General features: G+C 64.7%; 14 protein-coding genes. 10 read left to right on the top strand and 4 right to left on the bottom strand.

Annotation, left to right across the window (positions count from 1 at the left end):
- Window positions 1–2 precede the first annotated feature (2 nt).
- A complete protein-coding gene (gene betB / locus J7359_RS12080) occupies window positions 3–1,442 on the top strand; it encodes a betaine-aldehyde dehydrogenase (protein ID WP_209057050.1) in 1,440 nt (479 codons plus the stop codon).
- Between the two features lie 31 nt (window positions 1,443–1,473).
- Window positions 1,474–3,102, top strand: a complete 1,629-nt coding sequence (gene betA, locus J7359_RS12075; RefSeq protein WP_209056929.1) for a choline dehydrogenase — start codon at window positions 1,474–1,476, stop codon at window positions 3,100–3,102.
- A gap of 20 nt (window positions 3,103–3,122) precedes the next feature.
- Here the strand turns inward: betA and J7359_RS12070 are convergent, their stop codons facing one another.
- Window positions 3,123–3,875 carry a DsbA family protein gene (locus J7359_RS12070; RefSeq protein ID WP_209056928.1) on the bottom strand — a complete coding sequence of 251 codons (753 nt, stop codon included), beginning with the start codon at window positions 3,873–3,875 and terminating at the stop codon, window positions 3,123–3,125.
- A 152-nt stretch (window positions 3,876–4,027) separates the two neighbouring features.
- On the opposite strand from J7359_RS12070, the gene J7359_RS12065 reads away from it, so the two are divergent.
- The 3 genes from J7359_RS12065 (at window position 4,028) to J7359_RS12055 (ending at window position 9,021) form a co-directional block, all read left to right on the top strand.
- Entirely contained in the window at window positions 4,028–5,161 is a 1,134-nt protein-coding gene (locus J7359_RS12065) for an aminotransferase class I/II-fold pyridoxal phosphate-dependent enzyme (RefSeq protein WP_209056926.1), read from the top strand.
- Complete coding sequence (locus J7359_RS12060; protein WP_209056924.1) at window positions 5,158–6,372, top strand: N-acetylmuramoyl-L-alanine amidase; 1,215 nt, start codon at window positions 5,158–5,160, stop codon at window positions 6,370–6,372. The genes J7359_RS12065 and J7359_RS12060 overlap by 4 nt, the downstream gene beginning before the upstream one ends.
- 96 nt (window positions 6,373–6,468) lie before the next feature.
- On the top strand, window positions 6,469–9,021 hold the full coding sequence (locus J7359_RS12055; RefSeq protein WP_209056922.1) for a PBP1A family penicillin-binding protein: 2,553 nt from the start codon (window positions 6,469–6,471) through the stop codon (window positions 9,019–9,021).
- A gap of 112 nt (window positions 9,022–9,133) precedes the next feature.
- Here J7359_RS12055 and J7359_RS12050 read toward each other — a convergent pair whose 3' ends face one another.
- Window positions 9,134–9,616: a hypothetical protein gene (locus J7359_RS12050; protein WP_209056920.1), complete on the bottom strand. Its 483-nt coding sequence runs from the start codon at window positions 9,614–9,616 to the stop codon at window positions 9,134–9,136.
- A gap of 98 nt (window positions 9,617–9,714) precedes the next feature.
- Window positions 9,715–10,212: an MgtC/SapB family protein gene (locus tag J7359_RS12045; protein ID WP_247740360.1), complete on the bottom strand. Its 498-nt coding sequence runs from the start codon at window positions 10,210–10,212 to the stop codon at window positions 9,715–9,717.
- Window positions 10,213–10,388: 176 nt separating this feature from the next.
- Between J7359_RS12045 and prfB the strand changes: the two genes are divergently transcribed.
- The 5 genes from prfB (at window position 10,389) to J7359_RS12020 (ending at window position 15,746) form a co-directional block, all read left to right on the top strand.
- Entirely contained in the window at window positions 10,389–11,516 is a 1,128-nt protein-coding gene (gene prfB / locus J7359_RS12040; protein WP_209056919.1) for a peptide chain release factor 2, read from the top strand.
- Window positions 11,517–11,679: 163 nt separating this feature from the next.
- Entirely contained in the window at window positions 11,680–12,669 is a 990-nt protein-coding gene (locus J7359_RS12035) for an aldo/keto reductase (protein WP_247740359.1), read from the top strand.
- A gap of 95 nt (window positions 12,670–12,764) precedes the next feature.
- Window positions 12,765–13,436 (top strand): hypothetical protein, encoded by a 672-nt coding sequence (locus tag J7359_RS12030; protein WP_209056918.1) that lies wholly within the window; start codon window positions 12,765–12,767, stop codon window positions 13,434–13,436.
- A 76-nt stretch (window positions 13,437–13,512) separates the two neighbouring features.
- On the top strand, window positions 13,513–14,595 hold the full coding sequence (locus J7359_RS12025) for an acyltransferase (RefSeq protein ID WP_209056917.1): 1,083 nt from the start codon (window positions 13,513–13,515) through the stop codon (window positions 14,593–14,595).
- A gap of 83 nt (window positions 14,596–14,678) precedes the next feature.
- Complete coding sequence (locus J7359_RS12020) at window positions 14,679–15,746, top strand: patatin-like phospholipase family protein (RefSeq protein WP_209056916.1); 1,068 nt, start codon at window positions 14,679–14,681, stop codon at window positions 15,744–15,746.
- Here J7359_RS12020 and J7359_RS12015 read toward each other — a convergent pair.
- Window positions 15,692–16,387: a DUF502 domain-containing protein gene (locus tag J7359_RS12015; protein WP_209056915.1), complete on the bottom strand. Its 696-nt coding sequence runs from the start codon at window positions 16,385–16,387 to the stop codon at window positions 15,692–15,694. The two genes, J7359_RS12020 and J7359_RS12015, sit on opposite strands and share 55 nt — an antisense overlap.
- Window positions 16,388–16,414: the final 27 nt, after the last annotated feature.

Genomic DNA, 16,414 nt, shown 5'->3' with positions numbered 1-16,414 from the left:
GCCTGAACGCACAACCTGCCGCCAGCCTGTTCGTCGGCGGTCGCTTCATCGAGGGTGAGGGGGCGGCACTGCCGGTTCTGTATCCCTATTCGGGCGAGGAGATCGCGTCGCTGCGCGAGGCCAGCGCCGATCAGGTGTCGACCGCCTGCCGGATCGCGGCCGAAGCGCAGCCGGCATGGGGTGCGCTGGCCCCGGTGGAACGCGGTCGCGTCCTGCTGCGCGCCGCTGCCATCATTCGCGAACGCAATGCGGAACTGTCGCGGCTTGAAACGCTGGATACCGGCAAGCCGATTCAGGAAACGCTGGTCGCCGACTGGGAATCGGGCGCGCAGGCGCTGGAATATTTCGGCGGGCTGGCCGCCACGCTGACCGGCCAGATGATCCCGCTGGGACAGGACTGGGCCTATACGCGGCGCGAGCCACTGGGTGTTTGCGCGGGGATCGGGGCATGGAACTATCCCAGCCAGATCGCCTGCTGGAAGGCGGCGCCCGCGCTGGTGATGGGAAATGCGATGGTCTTCAAGCCGTCCGAGGAAACCCCGCTTGGCGCATTGAAGCTGGCCGAGATCCTGCTTGAGGCCGGTTTGCCCGCGGGCGTCTTCAACGTGATCCAGGGGCGTGGTCAGGTCGGCGCCGCCCTGACCACGGATCCCAACATCGCCAAGGTGTCGCTGACCGGATCGGTGCCGACCGGCCGCCGTGTCTATGCCGCCGCCGCCGAAGGCATGCGGCATGTCACGATGGAACTGGGCGGCAAGTCGCCGCTGATCGTCTTCGACGACGCCAATCTTGAACATGCGGTCAGCGCGGCGGTTCTGGCGAATTTCTATTCCTCGGGGCAGATCTGTTCCAACGGCACCCGCGTGTTCCTGCAGGAAGGTATCCGAGAGCCATTCCTGGATCGGCTGGCCGAACGGCTGCGGCATGTGAAGATCGGCGACCCGCTGGACCCCGACACCCAGCACGGCCCGATCGTCAGTGCCGCGCAGGCCGGCAAGATCCGCGGAATGATCGCGGACGGTCAGGCGGCAGGGGCACAGATCCTGTGCGGTGGACCGGGCGAGGGCGCGTTCATCCCGCCCACGGTCTTCGTCGACGCCACCGACGACATGACCATCACCCGCGACGAAATATTCGGCCCGGTGATGACCACGCTGGCCTTCTATGACGAGGAAGAGGTCGTGCGCCGTGCAAATGCGACCGGCTTCGGTCTTGCAGCGGGCGTGTTCACACAGGATCTGACGCGCGCGCACCGCGTCGCCGCGGGGCTTGAGGCCGGCACCTGCTGGATCAATGCCTATAACCTGACGCCGGTCGAGATGCCCTTTGGCGGCGTCAAGATGTCGGGGATCGGGCGCGAGAATTCGGCCGCCGCGATCGAACATTATTCGCAGGTGAAATCTGTCTATGTCGGCATGGGCGGCGTCGAGGCGCCCTACTGAGAAACCACTCAATACCGGAGATTGCGGCATCATGGCCCCATCGGATTACGTTATCGTCGGCGCAGGTTCCGCCGGCTGCGCGCTGGCCTATCGCCTGACCGAGGCGGGAAAGACCGTGACCCTGATCGAGTTTGGCGGCAGCGATATCGGCATCTTCATCCAGATGCCCGGCGCGCTGTCCTATCCGATGAACATGCCGCGCTATGACTGGGGGTTCTCGACCGTGCCGGAAGAACATCTGGGGGGGCGGAAACTGGCGACCCCGCGTGGCAAGGTGCTGGGCGGGTCGTCCTCGATCAACGGCATGGTCTTCGTGCGCGGCAACCGCAAGGATTTCGACTTCTGGGAAGAATCGGGTGCCACGGGCTGGGGCTATGCCGACGTGCTGCCCTATTTCAAGCGGATGGAAAGCTGGCATGGCGGTCAGTCGGCATGGCGCGGCACCGACGGTCCGCTGCATATCACACGCGGCAAGCGCAAGAACCCCCTGTTCAACGCCTTCATCGAGGCCGGTCATCAGGCGGGCTGGCCCAGAAACGACGACTATAACGGCCAGCACCAGGAAGGATTTGGCCCGATGGAGGCGACGATCTGGAAGGGACGGCGCTGGTCCGCCGCCAACGCCTATCTGCGGCCTGCCAGGAAAACCGGCAAGCTGACCGTGATTCGCGGTCTGGCCCGCCGCGTCCTGTTTCAGGACAACCGCGCGGTGGGTGTGGAAATCGACCGGAAGGGCCGGATCGAACAGGTCATGGCCGGGCAAGAGGTGATCCTGTCGGCCAGTTCGATCAACACGCCGAAACTGCTGATGCTGTCCGGTATCGGCCCCGCCGACCATCTGCGCGAACACGGTATCCGGGTCCGCGCCGACCGTCCGGGCGTCGGCGCCAATCTTCAGGATCACCTGGAAATCTACATGCAGTACAAGTCGCTGAAGCCGGTCAGCCTGTACACCTATTACAATCTTCTGGGAAAAAGCCGGGTCGGTGTCGAATGGATCCTGCAAAAGACCGGGCTGGGGGCGTCGAACCAGTTCGAAAGCTGCGGCTTCATCCGGTCGGGCGACAACATCGACTATCCCGACATCCAGTATCATTTCCTGCCGCTGGCCGTCCGCTATGATGGCAAGGCGGCGGCCAAGGGGCATGGGTTTCAGGCGCATGTGGGGCCGATGCGGTCAAAGTCGCGCGGCAGCGTCAGGCTGGACAGCGCGGATCCTGCGGGCGCGCCCAGAATTCACTTCAATTACATGTCGCATGATGATGATTGGAAAGAATTTCGCGCCTGCGTCAGGATGACCCGACAGATCTTCGATCAGCCCGCCTTTTCCGAATATCGCGGCGAGGAAATCCAGCCCGGCGCGACGGTGCAAAGCGATGACCAGATCGACGCGTTCATCCGCGAACATGCCGAATCCGCCTATCACCCGTGCGGCACCGCCCGTGTCGGTGCCGCAGGGGATGACATGGCGGTGGTCGATCCGCAGTTGCGGGTGATCGGCGTGCAGGGGCTGCGCGTGGCCGACAGTTCGATCTTTCCGCGCATCACAAACGGCAATCTGAACGGCCCCTCGATCATGACCGGCGAAAAGGCCGCCGATCATATCCTGGGGCGTCAGATGATGCGGGCCGATCCGGACCTGACTGAAACTGCCAGCTAGATCCGATCCATGCGGCGGGGTCAGCCTTCGCTGGACCCGCCCGCGTCGCGAATCTGGGAAACGGTCTCGGTCAGCCCCGCGGCGGGCACGCCGCGCAGCAGTTCCGATCCGATGACGAAGGTCGGTGTGCCCTGGATCGCCATGCGCTCGGCCAGCTGGTGGTTTTCGCGCAGGACGGCGGTGACCGGCTCGGTGTTCATGGTGTTGACGACCTCGTCGGGATCGACGCCGATGTCCTCGGCGACCTTCTTCAGCGCCTCGATCGTGGCCGGGCTGCGCAGTTCGATCAGTGCGTCATGGGCCTTGCGGTAAGCCTCGTCCCCGGCGATCTGCTTGACCGCGACCGCAAAGCGGGACGACGCCTCGCTGTCCTGTCCAAGAATCGGAAATTCCTTCAGGATCAGGCGGATATTTCCATCATCCTCGACGATGTCGTGGACTTCCTGATTGAAGCGGCGGCAGACGCCGCAGCGATAATCAATGAACTCGACGATGGTCAGGTCGCCATCCGGATTGCCACCGATCCAGCTGTGGCCGTCCTCGAACAGATCCTGCTGATTGGCGGCGACCAGTTCCTTGTCGTTTTCCGCGGCATCCGCCGCGCGCCTTGTTTCCAACTCGTTGATCGATTCGATCAGCACCTCGGGATTGGCCATCAGATATTCGCGCACCGCGTCCCCGAAGGCGGATTTTTCCTGATCCGACATGGCCGAAATGTCGAAGGCGAAGGTCGGCGTGGCGGTCAGAAGCAGCGCGGCGATCAGGCGTTTCATCTAAATCCTCTTGAACAGGTTGCGCGCAGCTTGGCCTGACGTCGCCGGCTTGGCAAGAAACCCGGCAACACGGCTGCGTGAAAGCCGCAAAAGGCTAGAGTCCGTGCCGCGTGCAGGATAAGACGGGGCAAAACAAGATCGGGGCAAGGGCAATGCGGGAATCCGTTCGCGGACAGGTCGATCCGTTCATCGTCATGGATGTCATGGATGCGGCGGCGCGCGCCGAGGCCGAGGGGCGTCACATCATCCACATGGAGGTCGGCCAGCCGGGCACGCCCGCACCGCAGGGTGCGCGGGATGCGCTGGCCCGCGCGCTGGCGCAGCCCTTGGGTTACACCGTCGCGCTGGGGCTGCCCAGGCTGCGGCAGGGCATCGCGGGGCTTTATCGTCGCTGGTACGGGATCGATCTGGACCCTGCGCGGATCGTCGTGACGCCGGGCAGCAGCGGTGCATTTATCCTGGCGTTCTCGGCGCTGTTCGATGCCGGCGACCGCGTCGCGATGGGCTATCCGGGTTATCCCAGCTATCGCCAGATCCTGCGCGCCATGTCGTTGCAGCCGGTCGGCATCCCGACGCGGGCCGAGGATCGATACCAGCCGCGGCCCCAGGATCTGCCCGACGCGCAGGGTCTGATCCTCGCGTCGCCGGGAAATCCCTCGGGGACGCTGCTGCGCAAGCAGGAACTGGCTGCGCTGACACGGGCGGCCGCGGACAAGGGCGTGGCGGTGATCTCGGACGAGATCTATCACGGCCTGTCCTACGGTCAGCACTGCCATTCCGCGCTTGAGGTGACGGATGAGGTTTTCGTCATAAACTCTTTCAGCAAATACTTTTCCATGACCGGGTGGCGCGTCGGCTGGATGGTTGTCCCCGAGACGCAGATCCGCACCGTCGAACGGCTGGCGCAGAACATGTTCATCTGCCCGCCCCATGCCAGCCAGGTCGCGGCGCTGGCCGCGCTGGAGTGCATCGACGAGGCCGAGGCCAATCTGTCCGTCTATGCCCGGAACCGCGAACTGATGCTGGAAGGGCTGCCGAAGGCCGGGTTTGCCAGGATCGCACCGCCCGAAGGGGCCTTCTACATCTATGCCGATGTCTCTGATCTGACAGACAATTCTTTGGAGTTCTGTGAGGAAATCCTTGCAAGGGCTGGCGTCGCGGTCACGCCGGGGCTGGATTTCGACCCTGATCGGGGCGCCCGAACCCTGCGCTTCAGCTATGCCCGCGCGACCGAGGACATCGTCGAGGGGCTGGCGCGCCTGCAGGAGTTCATGTCGCGAAGATGAGGGGGCTGGCACTGATCATTGCATTGCTGGCGCTGATGCTGGCGCCGCCGCCTGCCGTCGCGCAGGAACCGGCGCGGCTGGTGCCGGGGGCGTCCGCGCTGACATCTTCGGGTGGCGGCTGGTTGCGCGGCCCGCCGGACATGCAGTTGCGCCTGACCCTGACGCGGGCCGTGCCCTATCGGGTCTTTCTGGTCGGCGATCCGATCCGGCTGATCGTCGATCTGAAAGACGTGGATTTCGCGAATGCCAAGGCCCAGGATCTGTTCGGTGCCGATCTGGTGCCGGCGATCCGTTGGGGGCATTATCGGCGCGGCTGGTCGCGGATGGTGGTGGAACTGCCCGGCCCCTATCGCGTCACCAGTGCCGGACTGCGCACCGGCGCGCCCCAGCCCCAGATCACCGTGGCGCTTGAACCGGTCAGCGAGGCCGAGTTCGCACCGCGCCCCAGCGCCGCCACCGCGTTGCGGGATCTGCCCGCGCCTGCCGATCTGCCCGAGGCCCCGATCACCGAAGGGCTGGTCGTGGCGCTGGATCCGGGACATGGCGGTTTCGATCCCGGGGCGCAGGCGGGTGGCGAGACCGAGGCGGACCTGGTGCTGGAATTCGCGCTTGATCTGCACAAGGCGCTTGAAGCGCGCGGGGTGAACGTCGCGATGACACGCGAGGATGACAGCTTCGTGGCGCTGGAGGACCGGATGACGCTGGCCCGAGAGGCGGGCGCCCGCCTGTTCCTGTCGTTGCATGCGGACGCGCTGCCAAAGGGGCAGGCGGCGGGTGCGACGGTCTATCTGTGGAACCCGGCCTCGGACAATCGCGCGGCGCGGCAGCTTGCGATGCGGCATGGGCGCGACGATCTGCTGGCCGGGGTCGATCTGGCCGGTCAGGACGATGCGCTGGCCGGTGCGCTGATGGACTTCGCCCGCACTGACACGCAGCCGCGATCCGAGAATTTTGCCCGCTGGCTGACCTCGCGCATGGCGCTGATGGGGATCGGCATGCATGGCAGGCCGGTGCAGGGCGCGGCCTTCGCGGTGCTGAAATCGCCTGACATGCCCTCGGCGCTGCTGGAACTGGGGTTCATCTCGGACGATGCGGACCGGGCCAATCTGACCAATCCGTTGTGGCGGGCGCGCATGGTCGAGGTGGTCGCGGATGCGATCACGGGATGGGCGCGCGACGATGCGGCGCGCGCCTCGATGCTGAGGCACTGAAAGACGGGCGCACGGTCGCGTGATCGCCCAGTGTTGTTTTGACCCGTTCATGGCCCAAGGCTATAGACGGGAGAGTTGATCGAAAGGCGTTCTCACGTGCTGCGCGGCATCCTGTCATTCTTCGGTGCGATCTTTTCATGGGCGGTGACCGCCGCCTTCTTTGCCGCGCTGACCGTCGGCGGCATCTTCTGGGTCTATTCGCGCGACCTGCCCAGCCACGAGGCACTGGCGCAGTACACGCCCAAGACGATCAGCCGGATCTATTCGGGCGAGGGCCGCCTGATCGACGAATTCGCCGAGGAACGCCGGCTGTTCGTGCCGATCGAAGAGGTGCCCGATCTGGTCAAGCAGGCCTTCATCAGCGCCGAGGACAAGAATTTCTATATCCATCCCGGCTACGACCTGCGCGGTATCCTGGGCGCGGCCTACGAGGCGGCGGCCTCGGGCGGCAGCACGGTGCGCGGCGCCTCGACCATCACGCAGCAGGTGATGAAGAACTTTCTGCTGTCCTCGGACCGCAGTGTCGAGCGGAAGGTCAAGGAACTGATCCTGGCCTCGCGACTGGAACGGTCGCTGACCAAGGACCAGATCCTGGAATTGTATCTGAACGAGATTTTCCTGGGTCAGAACAGCTTCGGCGTCGCCGCTGCGGCGCAGACCTATTTCAACAAGTCCCTGGCCGAGCTTGCCCCCCACGAGGCCGCGATGCTGGCCGCCATGCCGCAGGCGCCGGGGCGCTATCACCCGGTGCGGGCCAAGGATCGCGTGACCGAACGGCGCAACTATGTGCTGCGGGAAATGTGGCAGAACGGATATATCGATCAGGCGACCTACGAGGCCGAGGCGAAACTGCCGTTGAAATCGGTTCAGAACGGCGACTATCCGTCGCCGTCCAGCCAGATGCCGCCGCGCGACTATTTCACCGACGAGATCCGCCGCCAGCTGAGCCGAGAGTTCGGCCGCGACGAATTCTTCGGTGGCGGCCTGACGATCCGCGCCACTGTCGAGCCTGACCTGCAGGATGCGGCCGCCAATGCCCTGCGCGAAGCGTTGGAAAATTACGATCGCGGCACCGGTGTCTGGCGCGGCACCGGCGAGACGATCCCGGCCGAAAGCCTGGGCAGCGAGGCAGGCTGGCGCGGCGCGTTGTATGAAACCCGCGTGCCGCGCGACATTCCGGGCTGGTATCCGGCGGTGGTGCTTGAGGTCGGCGATCAGGATGCGCGGATCGGCATCGAAGGTATCGAAGAGGACGGCGACGGCCACTGGATCCCGGCCAGCGACGTGCAGTGGGCGCGCAAGCTGGATCGCGAGACCGGTCGGCTGGCCGCGCGGGCGCGGGTCGCGGGCGATCTGGTATCGGTAGGCGATGTCGTGCTGGTCCGCGCCATGACCAGCGACGCCGATGGCAGCTTCATCCGCTGGACGCTGCGGCAGGTTCCGCAGGTGCAGGGCGGTTTCATGGCGATGGACGTCAACACGGGCCGCGTGATGGCGATGCAGGGCGGGTTTTCCTATCAGTCCTCGGTCTTCAACCGGGCCACGCAGGCGCTGCGGCAACCCGGTTCCAGCTTCAAGCCATTTGTCTATGCCGCGGCGCTGGACAACAATTATACCCCCGCGACCATCGTCGTGGACGAACCGATCCGGCTGAACACGCCCTATGGATTGTGGGAACCCAAGAATGCCGGCGGGCGCCACTATGGCCCCACGCCGCTGCGCACCGGGATCGAACAGTCGCGGAACCTGATGACGATCCGCATCGCGCAGGACATCGGCATGGAGACCGTCGCCCAGTATGCCGAGAAATTCGGCGCCTACGACGCGCTGAAGCCGTTTCTGGCCAACGCGCTGGGGGCGCAGGAGACGACCTTGTTCAAGATGGTAGCCGCCTACGCGATGTTCGCCAATGGTGGCGAGCGGGTCGAACCGACGCTGGTCGACAGGGTGCAGGACCGGCGCGGGCGGACCATCTACCGCCACGACAAGCGGGTGTGCGAGACATGCGGGATGCAGGCACTGCCCGCAGGTCAGGCGCCGGTGATCGACAGCAACCGCGAACGCGTCATGGATGCGGTGACCGCCTATCAGCTGACCTCGATGATGGAGGGCGTGGTCAAGCGCGGCTCGGGCAAGGGGGTGAACCTGCCGGTGCCGATCGCGGGCAAGACCGGCACGACCAACGACGCCAAGGATGTCTGGTTCATCGGGTTTTCGTCGAACATCGTGGCCGGGTGCTATCTGGGCTATGACCAGCCGCGCACGCTGGGATCGAATGCCTATGGCGGCACGCTGTGCGTGCCTGTCTTCAACGAATTCATGCGCAAGGCCGTGGCCGAATATGGCGGGACCGAATTCAAGGTTCCGCCCGGCGGGCACTGGGTCAAGATCGACCGGATCACCGGTCAGCGGCTTGACGACGACGCGACCGGTGCGAACGTGATCGCCGAATATTTCCGCGACGGCACCGACCCGGACTGGCTGTCGCCCTATGTCGTGTCGGGCTTCGGCGATGCCGAGGTCGTGCTGCCGTGGGAGGCGGGGGCGGCGTCCGGCGCGGCAACTTCGATCACCACATCGACCGGGCAGCGCAAGGTCATTCCGAAGCGGACGGATTTCGGCACGATGTCGTCGGGTGGGCTGTACTGACCGCCAGCGGAAGCGCGCGATCAGGTCGCTTGCGCGTCTCGCTTGCGGCGAACATGCCTTCAGCGACATGCCCCGCCGGTGCGGGGCATGTCCATGAGGTGATCCGTGCCGATCAGGGGCAGGGCTGGTTGGTCCATGCCTCGGGGTCGGCGGCGCGATAGCATTGCTGGCGCGTGCCATAGCCGTCGGCCACGGCCAGCACCCGGCCCTCGACCTGCGGATCGGGCCGCAGCGTGAACTCGATCACATGCTGTTCGGCCTTCACTGAATCGTCGGGCAACCCCGACATGGTCAGCACGACGGCGCCGTGCCCGTCGCCGCGATCATAGGCGTTCAGGGTCTCGGCATAATTTCCCTCGACTGGCTCGCTGCTGCCCAGTTGCTGCTGGATTGCTGCTGCGGCCTCGGGCAGCATCTCGGCGCCCGTCAGGTCCAGCGCCGACAGATCGCGCACGGCATATTGATCGGGGCCAAGCGTCGGTGCGGTCGGCCAGCCACTCGCCGCACCGCCACCCGGCATCGTCGGTTGGTCGAGGGGCGCGCAGGCCGCCACGGCAAGGCAGGCGGCGGTAAGGGTCGGGATGGCAAGTTTCATGATGGCCTCCTGTGTCTGGTTGGACATCCCCAGCCTAGCGCGAATCGCGTTTCGTTGCGCGTGCATGTCGAAGAACCGGCTGAGAAATGCCCAAAGTCTTAGTCCCGGTCGTGATGCGCCATCGGCTTCAGGGTCTGTCGGATCACCCACAGGATCACCAGTGCCAGGCCTGTTCCCATTGTTGCCAGCAATCCGCTGCCGGTGCCGCAGGCCAGTCCGATGGCGCCGCACAGCCACATCGATGCGCCGGTCGTCACGCCCCGCACATTGCCGCCACTGGTGATGATCGAGCCTGCCGCCAGAAACGCCACGCCTGCCGTGACCGCCTCGATCAGGCGCAACGGATCTATGCGCAGCGTGTCTGCACGTTCGGCCGGGAAATGCGTCAGCTCCATCGCGACGATCGTGAACATCGCCGCCGCCAGCGTGATAAGCATGTGGGTGCGCAGTCCTGCGGCCCGCGATTTCACCTCGCGTTCCCAGCCGATCAGCGCGCCTAGAAGCAGAGCCAGTCCCAGACGGGCCATTGCCGACAGCATGGTCATGGATTGCAGCGGCGCGAAGATGTCCGAGAAAATGGGTTCTATGCTGGGCATGTGGCCGGTCCGGATTCAGGGTCACGAACCCAACGCCGCCATGCAGGCGCGGGTTTCGCGCCCCTGCCGCATCCGGGCGCGTCACGGGCGGCCGCGGCGGTGTCGTGCCGACCTCTCTTGTTCGTGCGACCCGTGCAAGTTATCAGTCAGCCCTGAATTTCGCGAGGAAAAGACCCATGCGCGCCGAGACGCAGTCCACGATCGAGTCCATCCGCAAGTCGCTGACCCTGCTGGGGCAGCGTATGGATTGGCAGACCGCGCCGCATCGCCTGGAAGAGATGAACGCGATGATCGAGGACGGCGATCTGTGGTCTGATCCGGCGCGGGCGCAGAAGCTGATGCGCGACAGGCAGGCGCTGTCGGATGCCATCGAGACCCATCGCCGGATCCAGGCCGATCTGGACGCCAATGCCGAGATGGTCGAACTGGCCGAGGCCGAGGGCGACGCCGATCTGGTCGCCGAGGCCGAAGCGAACCTGAAATCGCTGGCCGAAATGGCGCGCCAGAAAGAGCTTGAGGCGCTGCTGAACGGCGAGGCGGACGGCAACGATACCTTCCTGGAAATCAACGCCGGGGCCGGCGGCACCGAAAGCTGCGACTGGGCGGCGATGCTGGCACGCATGTACGTGCGGTGGGCCGAGAAGAAGGGCTATGATGTCGAACTGATCTCGGAATCGGCGGGTGACGAGGCCGGCATCCGCAGCGCCGCCTACAAGATCAGCGGGCATAACGCCTATGGCTGGCTGAAATCGGAAAGCGGCGTGCACCGGCTGGTGCGGATCAGCCCCTATGACAGCGCGGCACGGCGGCACACCTCGTTCAGTTCCGTGTGGGTCTATCCGGTCGTGGACGAGAATATCGAGATCACGGTGCCCGACAACGAGATCCGGATCGACACCTATCGGTCCTCGGGCGCGGGCGGTCAGCACGTCAACACCACCGACTCGGCCGTGCGGATCACCCATATCCCGACCGGCATCGTCGTGACCAGCTCGGAAAAATCGCAGCACCAGAACCGGGCGAACGCGATGGCCGCGCTGAAATCGCGGCTGTACCAGATGGAGCTGGACCGCCGCAACGCCGAAATCAACGCCCAGCACGCCGCCAAGGGCGACGCCGGTTGGGGCAACCAGATCCGGTCCTATGTGCTGCATCCCTATCAGATGGTGAAGGATCTGCGTACCTCCGAGGAAACCAGCGATACGCAAGGGGTTCTGGATGGCGCGCTGGACGCGTTCATGGCCGCCACGCTGGCGCTGGATGTGGCTGGCAAGTCCCGCGCCGAAGCGCAGTCCGACGACTGAACCGGCAGGAAAGCCGAACCTGAGGTCAGAAGGGGTCGCCGCGCCCATTGCCGGCGGTGTATTCCCCGCTGTGAATTTCGGCAAAAATGGCTGTCGGCCTTGCAAAGGGGTGGTTGCGCCCCGAGCCTTGGGGCGGTTTGATGTCGCCGGACCAACGGGATGGATGGCGATGCAGAAACGGCGGTTGGGGCAGGGCGGCCCGATGGTGGGCGCGGTTGCGCTGGGGACGATGAATTTCGTTGGAACCTATGGCGAGACCACGCCCGACGATGCGCTGCGCTGCATGGAGGCCTGTCTGGAGATGGGCGTCGATCACCTTGACACCTCGAATGTCTATGGGATGGGGCGGGCCGAGGAATTGTTGTCCCGCTTCCTGCAAACCCGGCGCGATCGCGTGGTCCTTGCCAGCAAATGCGGGATCACCCGCAACCCCGAACATCCGTTCGACAACTCGCCCGATCATATGCGGCAGGCGCTGGAAGGGTCGCTGCGTCGGTTGGGTGTCGAACATATCGATCTGTACTATCTGCACCGGCACGAACCCGGCCGCCCCATCGAAGAGGTGATGCAGACCTTGCTGCGGTTTCGCGACGAGGGAAAGATCGGCGCGATCGGCCTGTCCGAGATCGCGCCCGGCACGCTGGAACGTGCGCTGTCTGCAGGCCCGGTCGCGGCGGTCCAGTCCGAATATTCGCTTTGGACGCGTCAGCCTGAACTGGGCATTCTTCAGGGCTGTGCGCGGGCTGGCGCGGCGCTTGTCGCGTTCTCGCCGGTCGGTCGCGGCGTGTTCGGCGATACGCCCCCGGACCCCAACGCCTTCGCAGATCGCGACCTGCGTCAGGGGATGCCGCGCTTTGCGCCGGAAAACTGGCCGCGTAACCTGGCCCGGTTGGCGAAGTTTGCCGACTATGCGCGCGATCACGGCCACAGTCCGGCCGCCTTGGCGATCGCCTGGGTCCTGTCGCGCGGCGATCATGTCATCGCGTTGCCCGGATCGCGCAGCATCGCGCATATGCGTCAGAACGCTGAAGGGGCCGCGATCGGCCTGACCCATGCGCAACTGGCCGAGATCGAAACGATCCTGCCGGTGGGCTGGGCCCACGGCGCCCGCTATGGCGAGGCCATGTCGCGGGGACCACAGGCCTATTGCTAGACTTCTGCAACACGCCGCTTGTGCGGGTATGCGGGCTTGATACACTGTTTTCGTGTCCGGGTGCGTGAGCCGGATCAACGCAGGGGTTCAGCACGATGCGGAAACGTCTTTCATGTGTCGCGTTCCTTCTTGGCCTGGCCGCGGGTCCGGTCTTTGCCGACACCGCGGACGCCAGCTGCGAGATCTATCCGGCCGGTTCCGACACACTGGACCGGATGGTTGATTGCACATTCTCGCAGCGGCAGGGAAATGTCCTCATCCGGCTTGAGGACGGCACGGAATACGATCTTCAACCTGTCGGCGATACGCCGGGAAATTTCCGCGACAGCAACGGCGATGCCGTCTATCGGCAGAGCGGGTTGGGAGAGTTGGGTCAGATCTTCCGTTTTCCCAAGATCAGCATCTTCGTCTATTGGGAACGCAGGGATCAGGACGCGGGCGATGCCCAGAACGCGACGGCGCCCTTCTCGACCGACGAATATGACGCGACCGCGCTGCTGCGTTGCGGGGAAGGCGTTTCAGACGCGCGCGCCATTTGTCCCGCCGGAGTCGCGCGGATGGAGGATGGGCAGGCGTCGGTGACGGTCCAGTCCCCGGACGGAAAGCAGTTCACGCTGAACTTCATGAAGGACACCGCAACCCGCGAGCCCTATGTGAACGCATCCGGTCGCGAGGTCGCGGCGCGGATGGAGGCGGATATCTGGATCGTCGTCGTCGATGGCACGCAGGTCTATGAGGTGCCCGAGATATTCCTGATCGGCGATTGAGGCAGCGGCGACAACAAACTTGACAGACGCGACCCCAAGCGCGCATCACTGATCGCGTTTTTTGTGGAGAGTAGCCGTGGTCCGTTCGGGGTATCTGCCGTCGCTTGACGGCTTGCGTGCAGCGTCGATCCTTCTGGTTCTGGTGGGACATGCCGAGATCAGCAGCCGAAGTCCCGGTGGCTTCGGGGTGACGGTCTTCTTCTTTCTTTCGGGGTATCTGATCACCACGCTGCTGTTGCGGGAGCAGGACCGCTACGGAACCATCTCGATGCGGCAGTTCTATTTGCGCAGGGTTCTGCGTCTGATGCCGCCACTGGTGCTGACGCTGGCCGCAGCGATGCTGCTGTCCGCATTTGGCTTGGCGCGCGGCCAGTTGGATCTGGGCACGCTGACCAGTCAGTTGCTGTTCTATTTCAATTATTACGCCCAGGTCGCGGCACCGCAGCTTGTCGAGGGGCTGGGTATCCTTTGGTCGCTGTCGGTCGAGGAACATTTCTACCTGATCTGGCCCGCGATCTTTGTCGCGCTGATGCGGAACACGATCCGGATGCGTCATCTGGTCCTGCTGCTGGCGATCATTCTGGCGTGGCGGTATTATCGGGTGATTGGCTGGGGCGATCCCGACTGGAAGATCTATTTCTCGACCGATACGCGTTTCGACAGCCTGCTTTACGGCTGCATTCTGGCAATCGTCCAGCAGCGCTATCCCGATTTCGACCGCCGGTTTCGGTCCGGGCCGGCGATGTATGCGATTCTGGCGCTGTCGCTGGGGGTGTTGCTGTTCACGCTGGCCTATCGGGACGAGATGTTCCGTTCCACGCTGCGCTACAGCCTGCAGGGCATTGCGTTGATGCCGATCTTCCATTTCGCGGTGAATTGTCCGGATGCAATCGTGTTCCGGCCGTTGAACTGGGCGATCATGCGGCGCATCGGGGTGTGGTCCTACACTATGTACCTGTCGCATTATGTGATCATGTATGCGCTGGCGGCCAATGATGTAGCGGCCTTCGGAAGCCTGTCGATCCTGCTGTGGTCCTTGGCGCTGTCATGCCTGTGGTCGGCGCTGGTCTTCGAGCTGGCCGAGAAACCCTTGATGCCCTGGCGGCGACGGCTGTCGGTGCATCCGGGCAGCGTGCCGCAAGGTGCGGCGGCGGACTGAACCCCGCTGCCGCCTGTGCCGCTTGCAGCAGGCGTGGCCATGCGTAGTATGCCGCAGGTGCGAAATAACCGCGGGGCTTCCAGATGCAGGAAAAATCGATCAACCTGGCCCTGCAGGGCGGCGGCGCGCACGGGGCCTTTGCGTGGGGCGTGCTGGATCGGCTTCTGCAGGAAGACTGGCTGACCATCGCGGCGATCAGCGGCACCTCGGCCGGGGCATTGAACGGGGCTGCGGTCAAGGCCGGGTTGTCGCGCCATTCGGGCCCCGAGGGTCGACGGGCGGCCCGCCGGAACCTTGATTGCCTGTGGAGCGAGGTCGGCCAGCTTTCGGACAACCGGCTGGTGCGCTGGATGCATTCGCTGATGCCGCTGCCGCGCAGCATGCATCGCCTGACCGAGATGTTTTCGCCCGCCGCGTGGCTGGACGGGCTCAGCCGCATCTTCAGCCCCTATGACTACGGTCCGTTCTACGTCAATCCGCTGGGACCGGTGCTGCGCGAACTGCCCTATCCGAATTTTGCCAATGATCGCGGCCCGGAACTGTTCGTGACGGCGACCAATGTCCGCAGCGGGCGGATCAGGGTGTTCACCCGCCACGCCGTCACGACCGAGGCGGTTCTTGCATCGGCCTGCCTGCCGACCCTGTTCCGCGCGGTCGAAATTCACGACCCCGAGACTGGACAGCTTGAGGCGTTCTGGGATGGCGGCTTTACCGGTAATCCGGCCCTTTTCCCGCTGTATCGCAGGGATCTGCCGCGCGACATCGTGATCGTGAACATCAATCCGCTGATGCGCGACGGCGTGCCGCGGTCGCCGGTCGAGATATCGGACCGCGTGAACGAGGTCAGCTTCAACAGCGCGCTGATGTCGGAACTGCGCGCGATCAATTTCGTCAAGCGGCTGCACGCGGAGGAACGGCTGCATAACCGGGCGATGAAAGATCCACTGGTTCACATGATCCTTGACGATACGTTGATGAACGATCTGAACGCGCGGTCCAAGATGATGCCGGCGCCCGGTCTGCTGGCCCGGATGAAAGAGGCGGGGCAGGCGTCTGCCGACCTGTTCCTGACCGATCACGCCGATGCGCTGAATGCTCAGGATACGGTCGATCTGTCCGAATTGCTGCGCGGCTCGGGCATCGTCGGATAGACCAGTCCGGCCGAGATCACCAGCTTGGCTGCGTCCTCGACCGACATGGACAGGATCTTCACCTCGCGCGCCGGGGCGTAGATCAGGAACCCGGATGTCGGATTGGGCGTGGTCGGCACGAAGACGGCCAGCATGTCCTCGCCGGTGACACGGGGCAGTTCGCCCTTGGCCGATCCGGCGACAAAGCCTATCGCCCACAATCCCTTGCGCGGATATTCGATCAGGCAGGCGCGGTCGAAGCGCGCCTCGGACTGCGACAGGATGGTTTCGGCGATCTGCTTCAGCGCGCCATAGATGGACCGGACGATCGGCATCCGGTTCACCAGCTGTTCGCCGGTGCGCAGCAGGGACCGGCCGACCCAGCCCTTGGCCATCCAGCCGATCAGCACGGTGAAGAACAGGAAAAACACCACGCCGACGCCGCGCAGATTGATGCCGATATACTGTTCGGGCAGCCAGCGCGCAGGGATCAGCGGCAACACCCAGCTGTCCATCCAGCCGGTCAGCGTCCAGATCAGCCAGACGGTGATGCCGATCGGCGCCACGACGACCAGCCCGGCCAGGAAATTGGCGCGCAGACGCGCCAGCAGACCGGGACGGCGCGGCGGCAATGAAAGAGGGGTGGGGTCGGGCACACGCATGGCGTGATTGGAACAGTCAGTGCCTGC

The organism is Paracoccus sp. R12_2 (genome assembly GCF_017744015.1).
Taxonomy (GTDB): domain Bacteria; phylum Pseudomonadota; class Alphaproteobacteria; order Rhodobacterales; family Rhodobacteraceae; genus Paracoccus.
The sequence above is the reverse complement of the archived record's forward strand: the minus strand, read 5'-3'. Positions and strand labels throughout refer to the sequence as shown.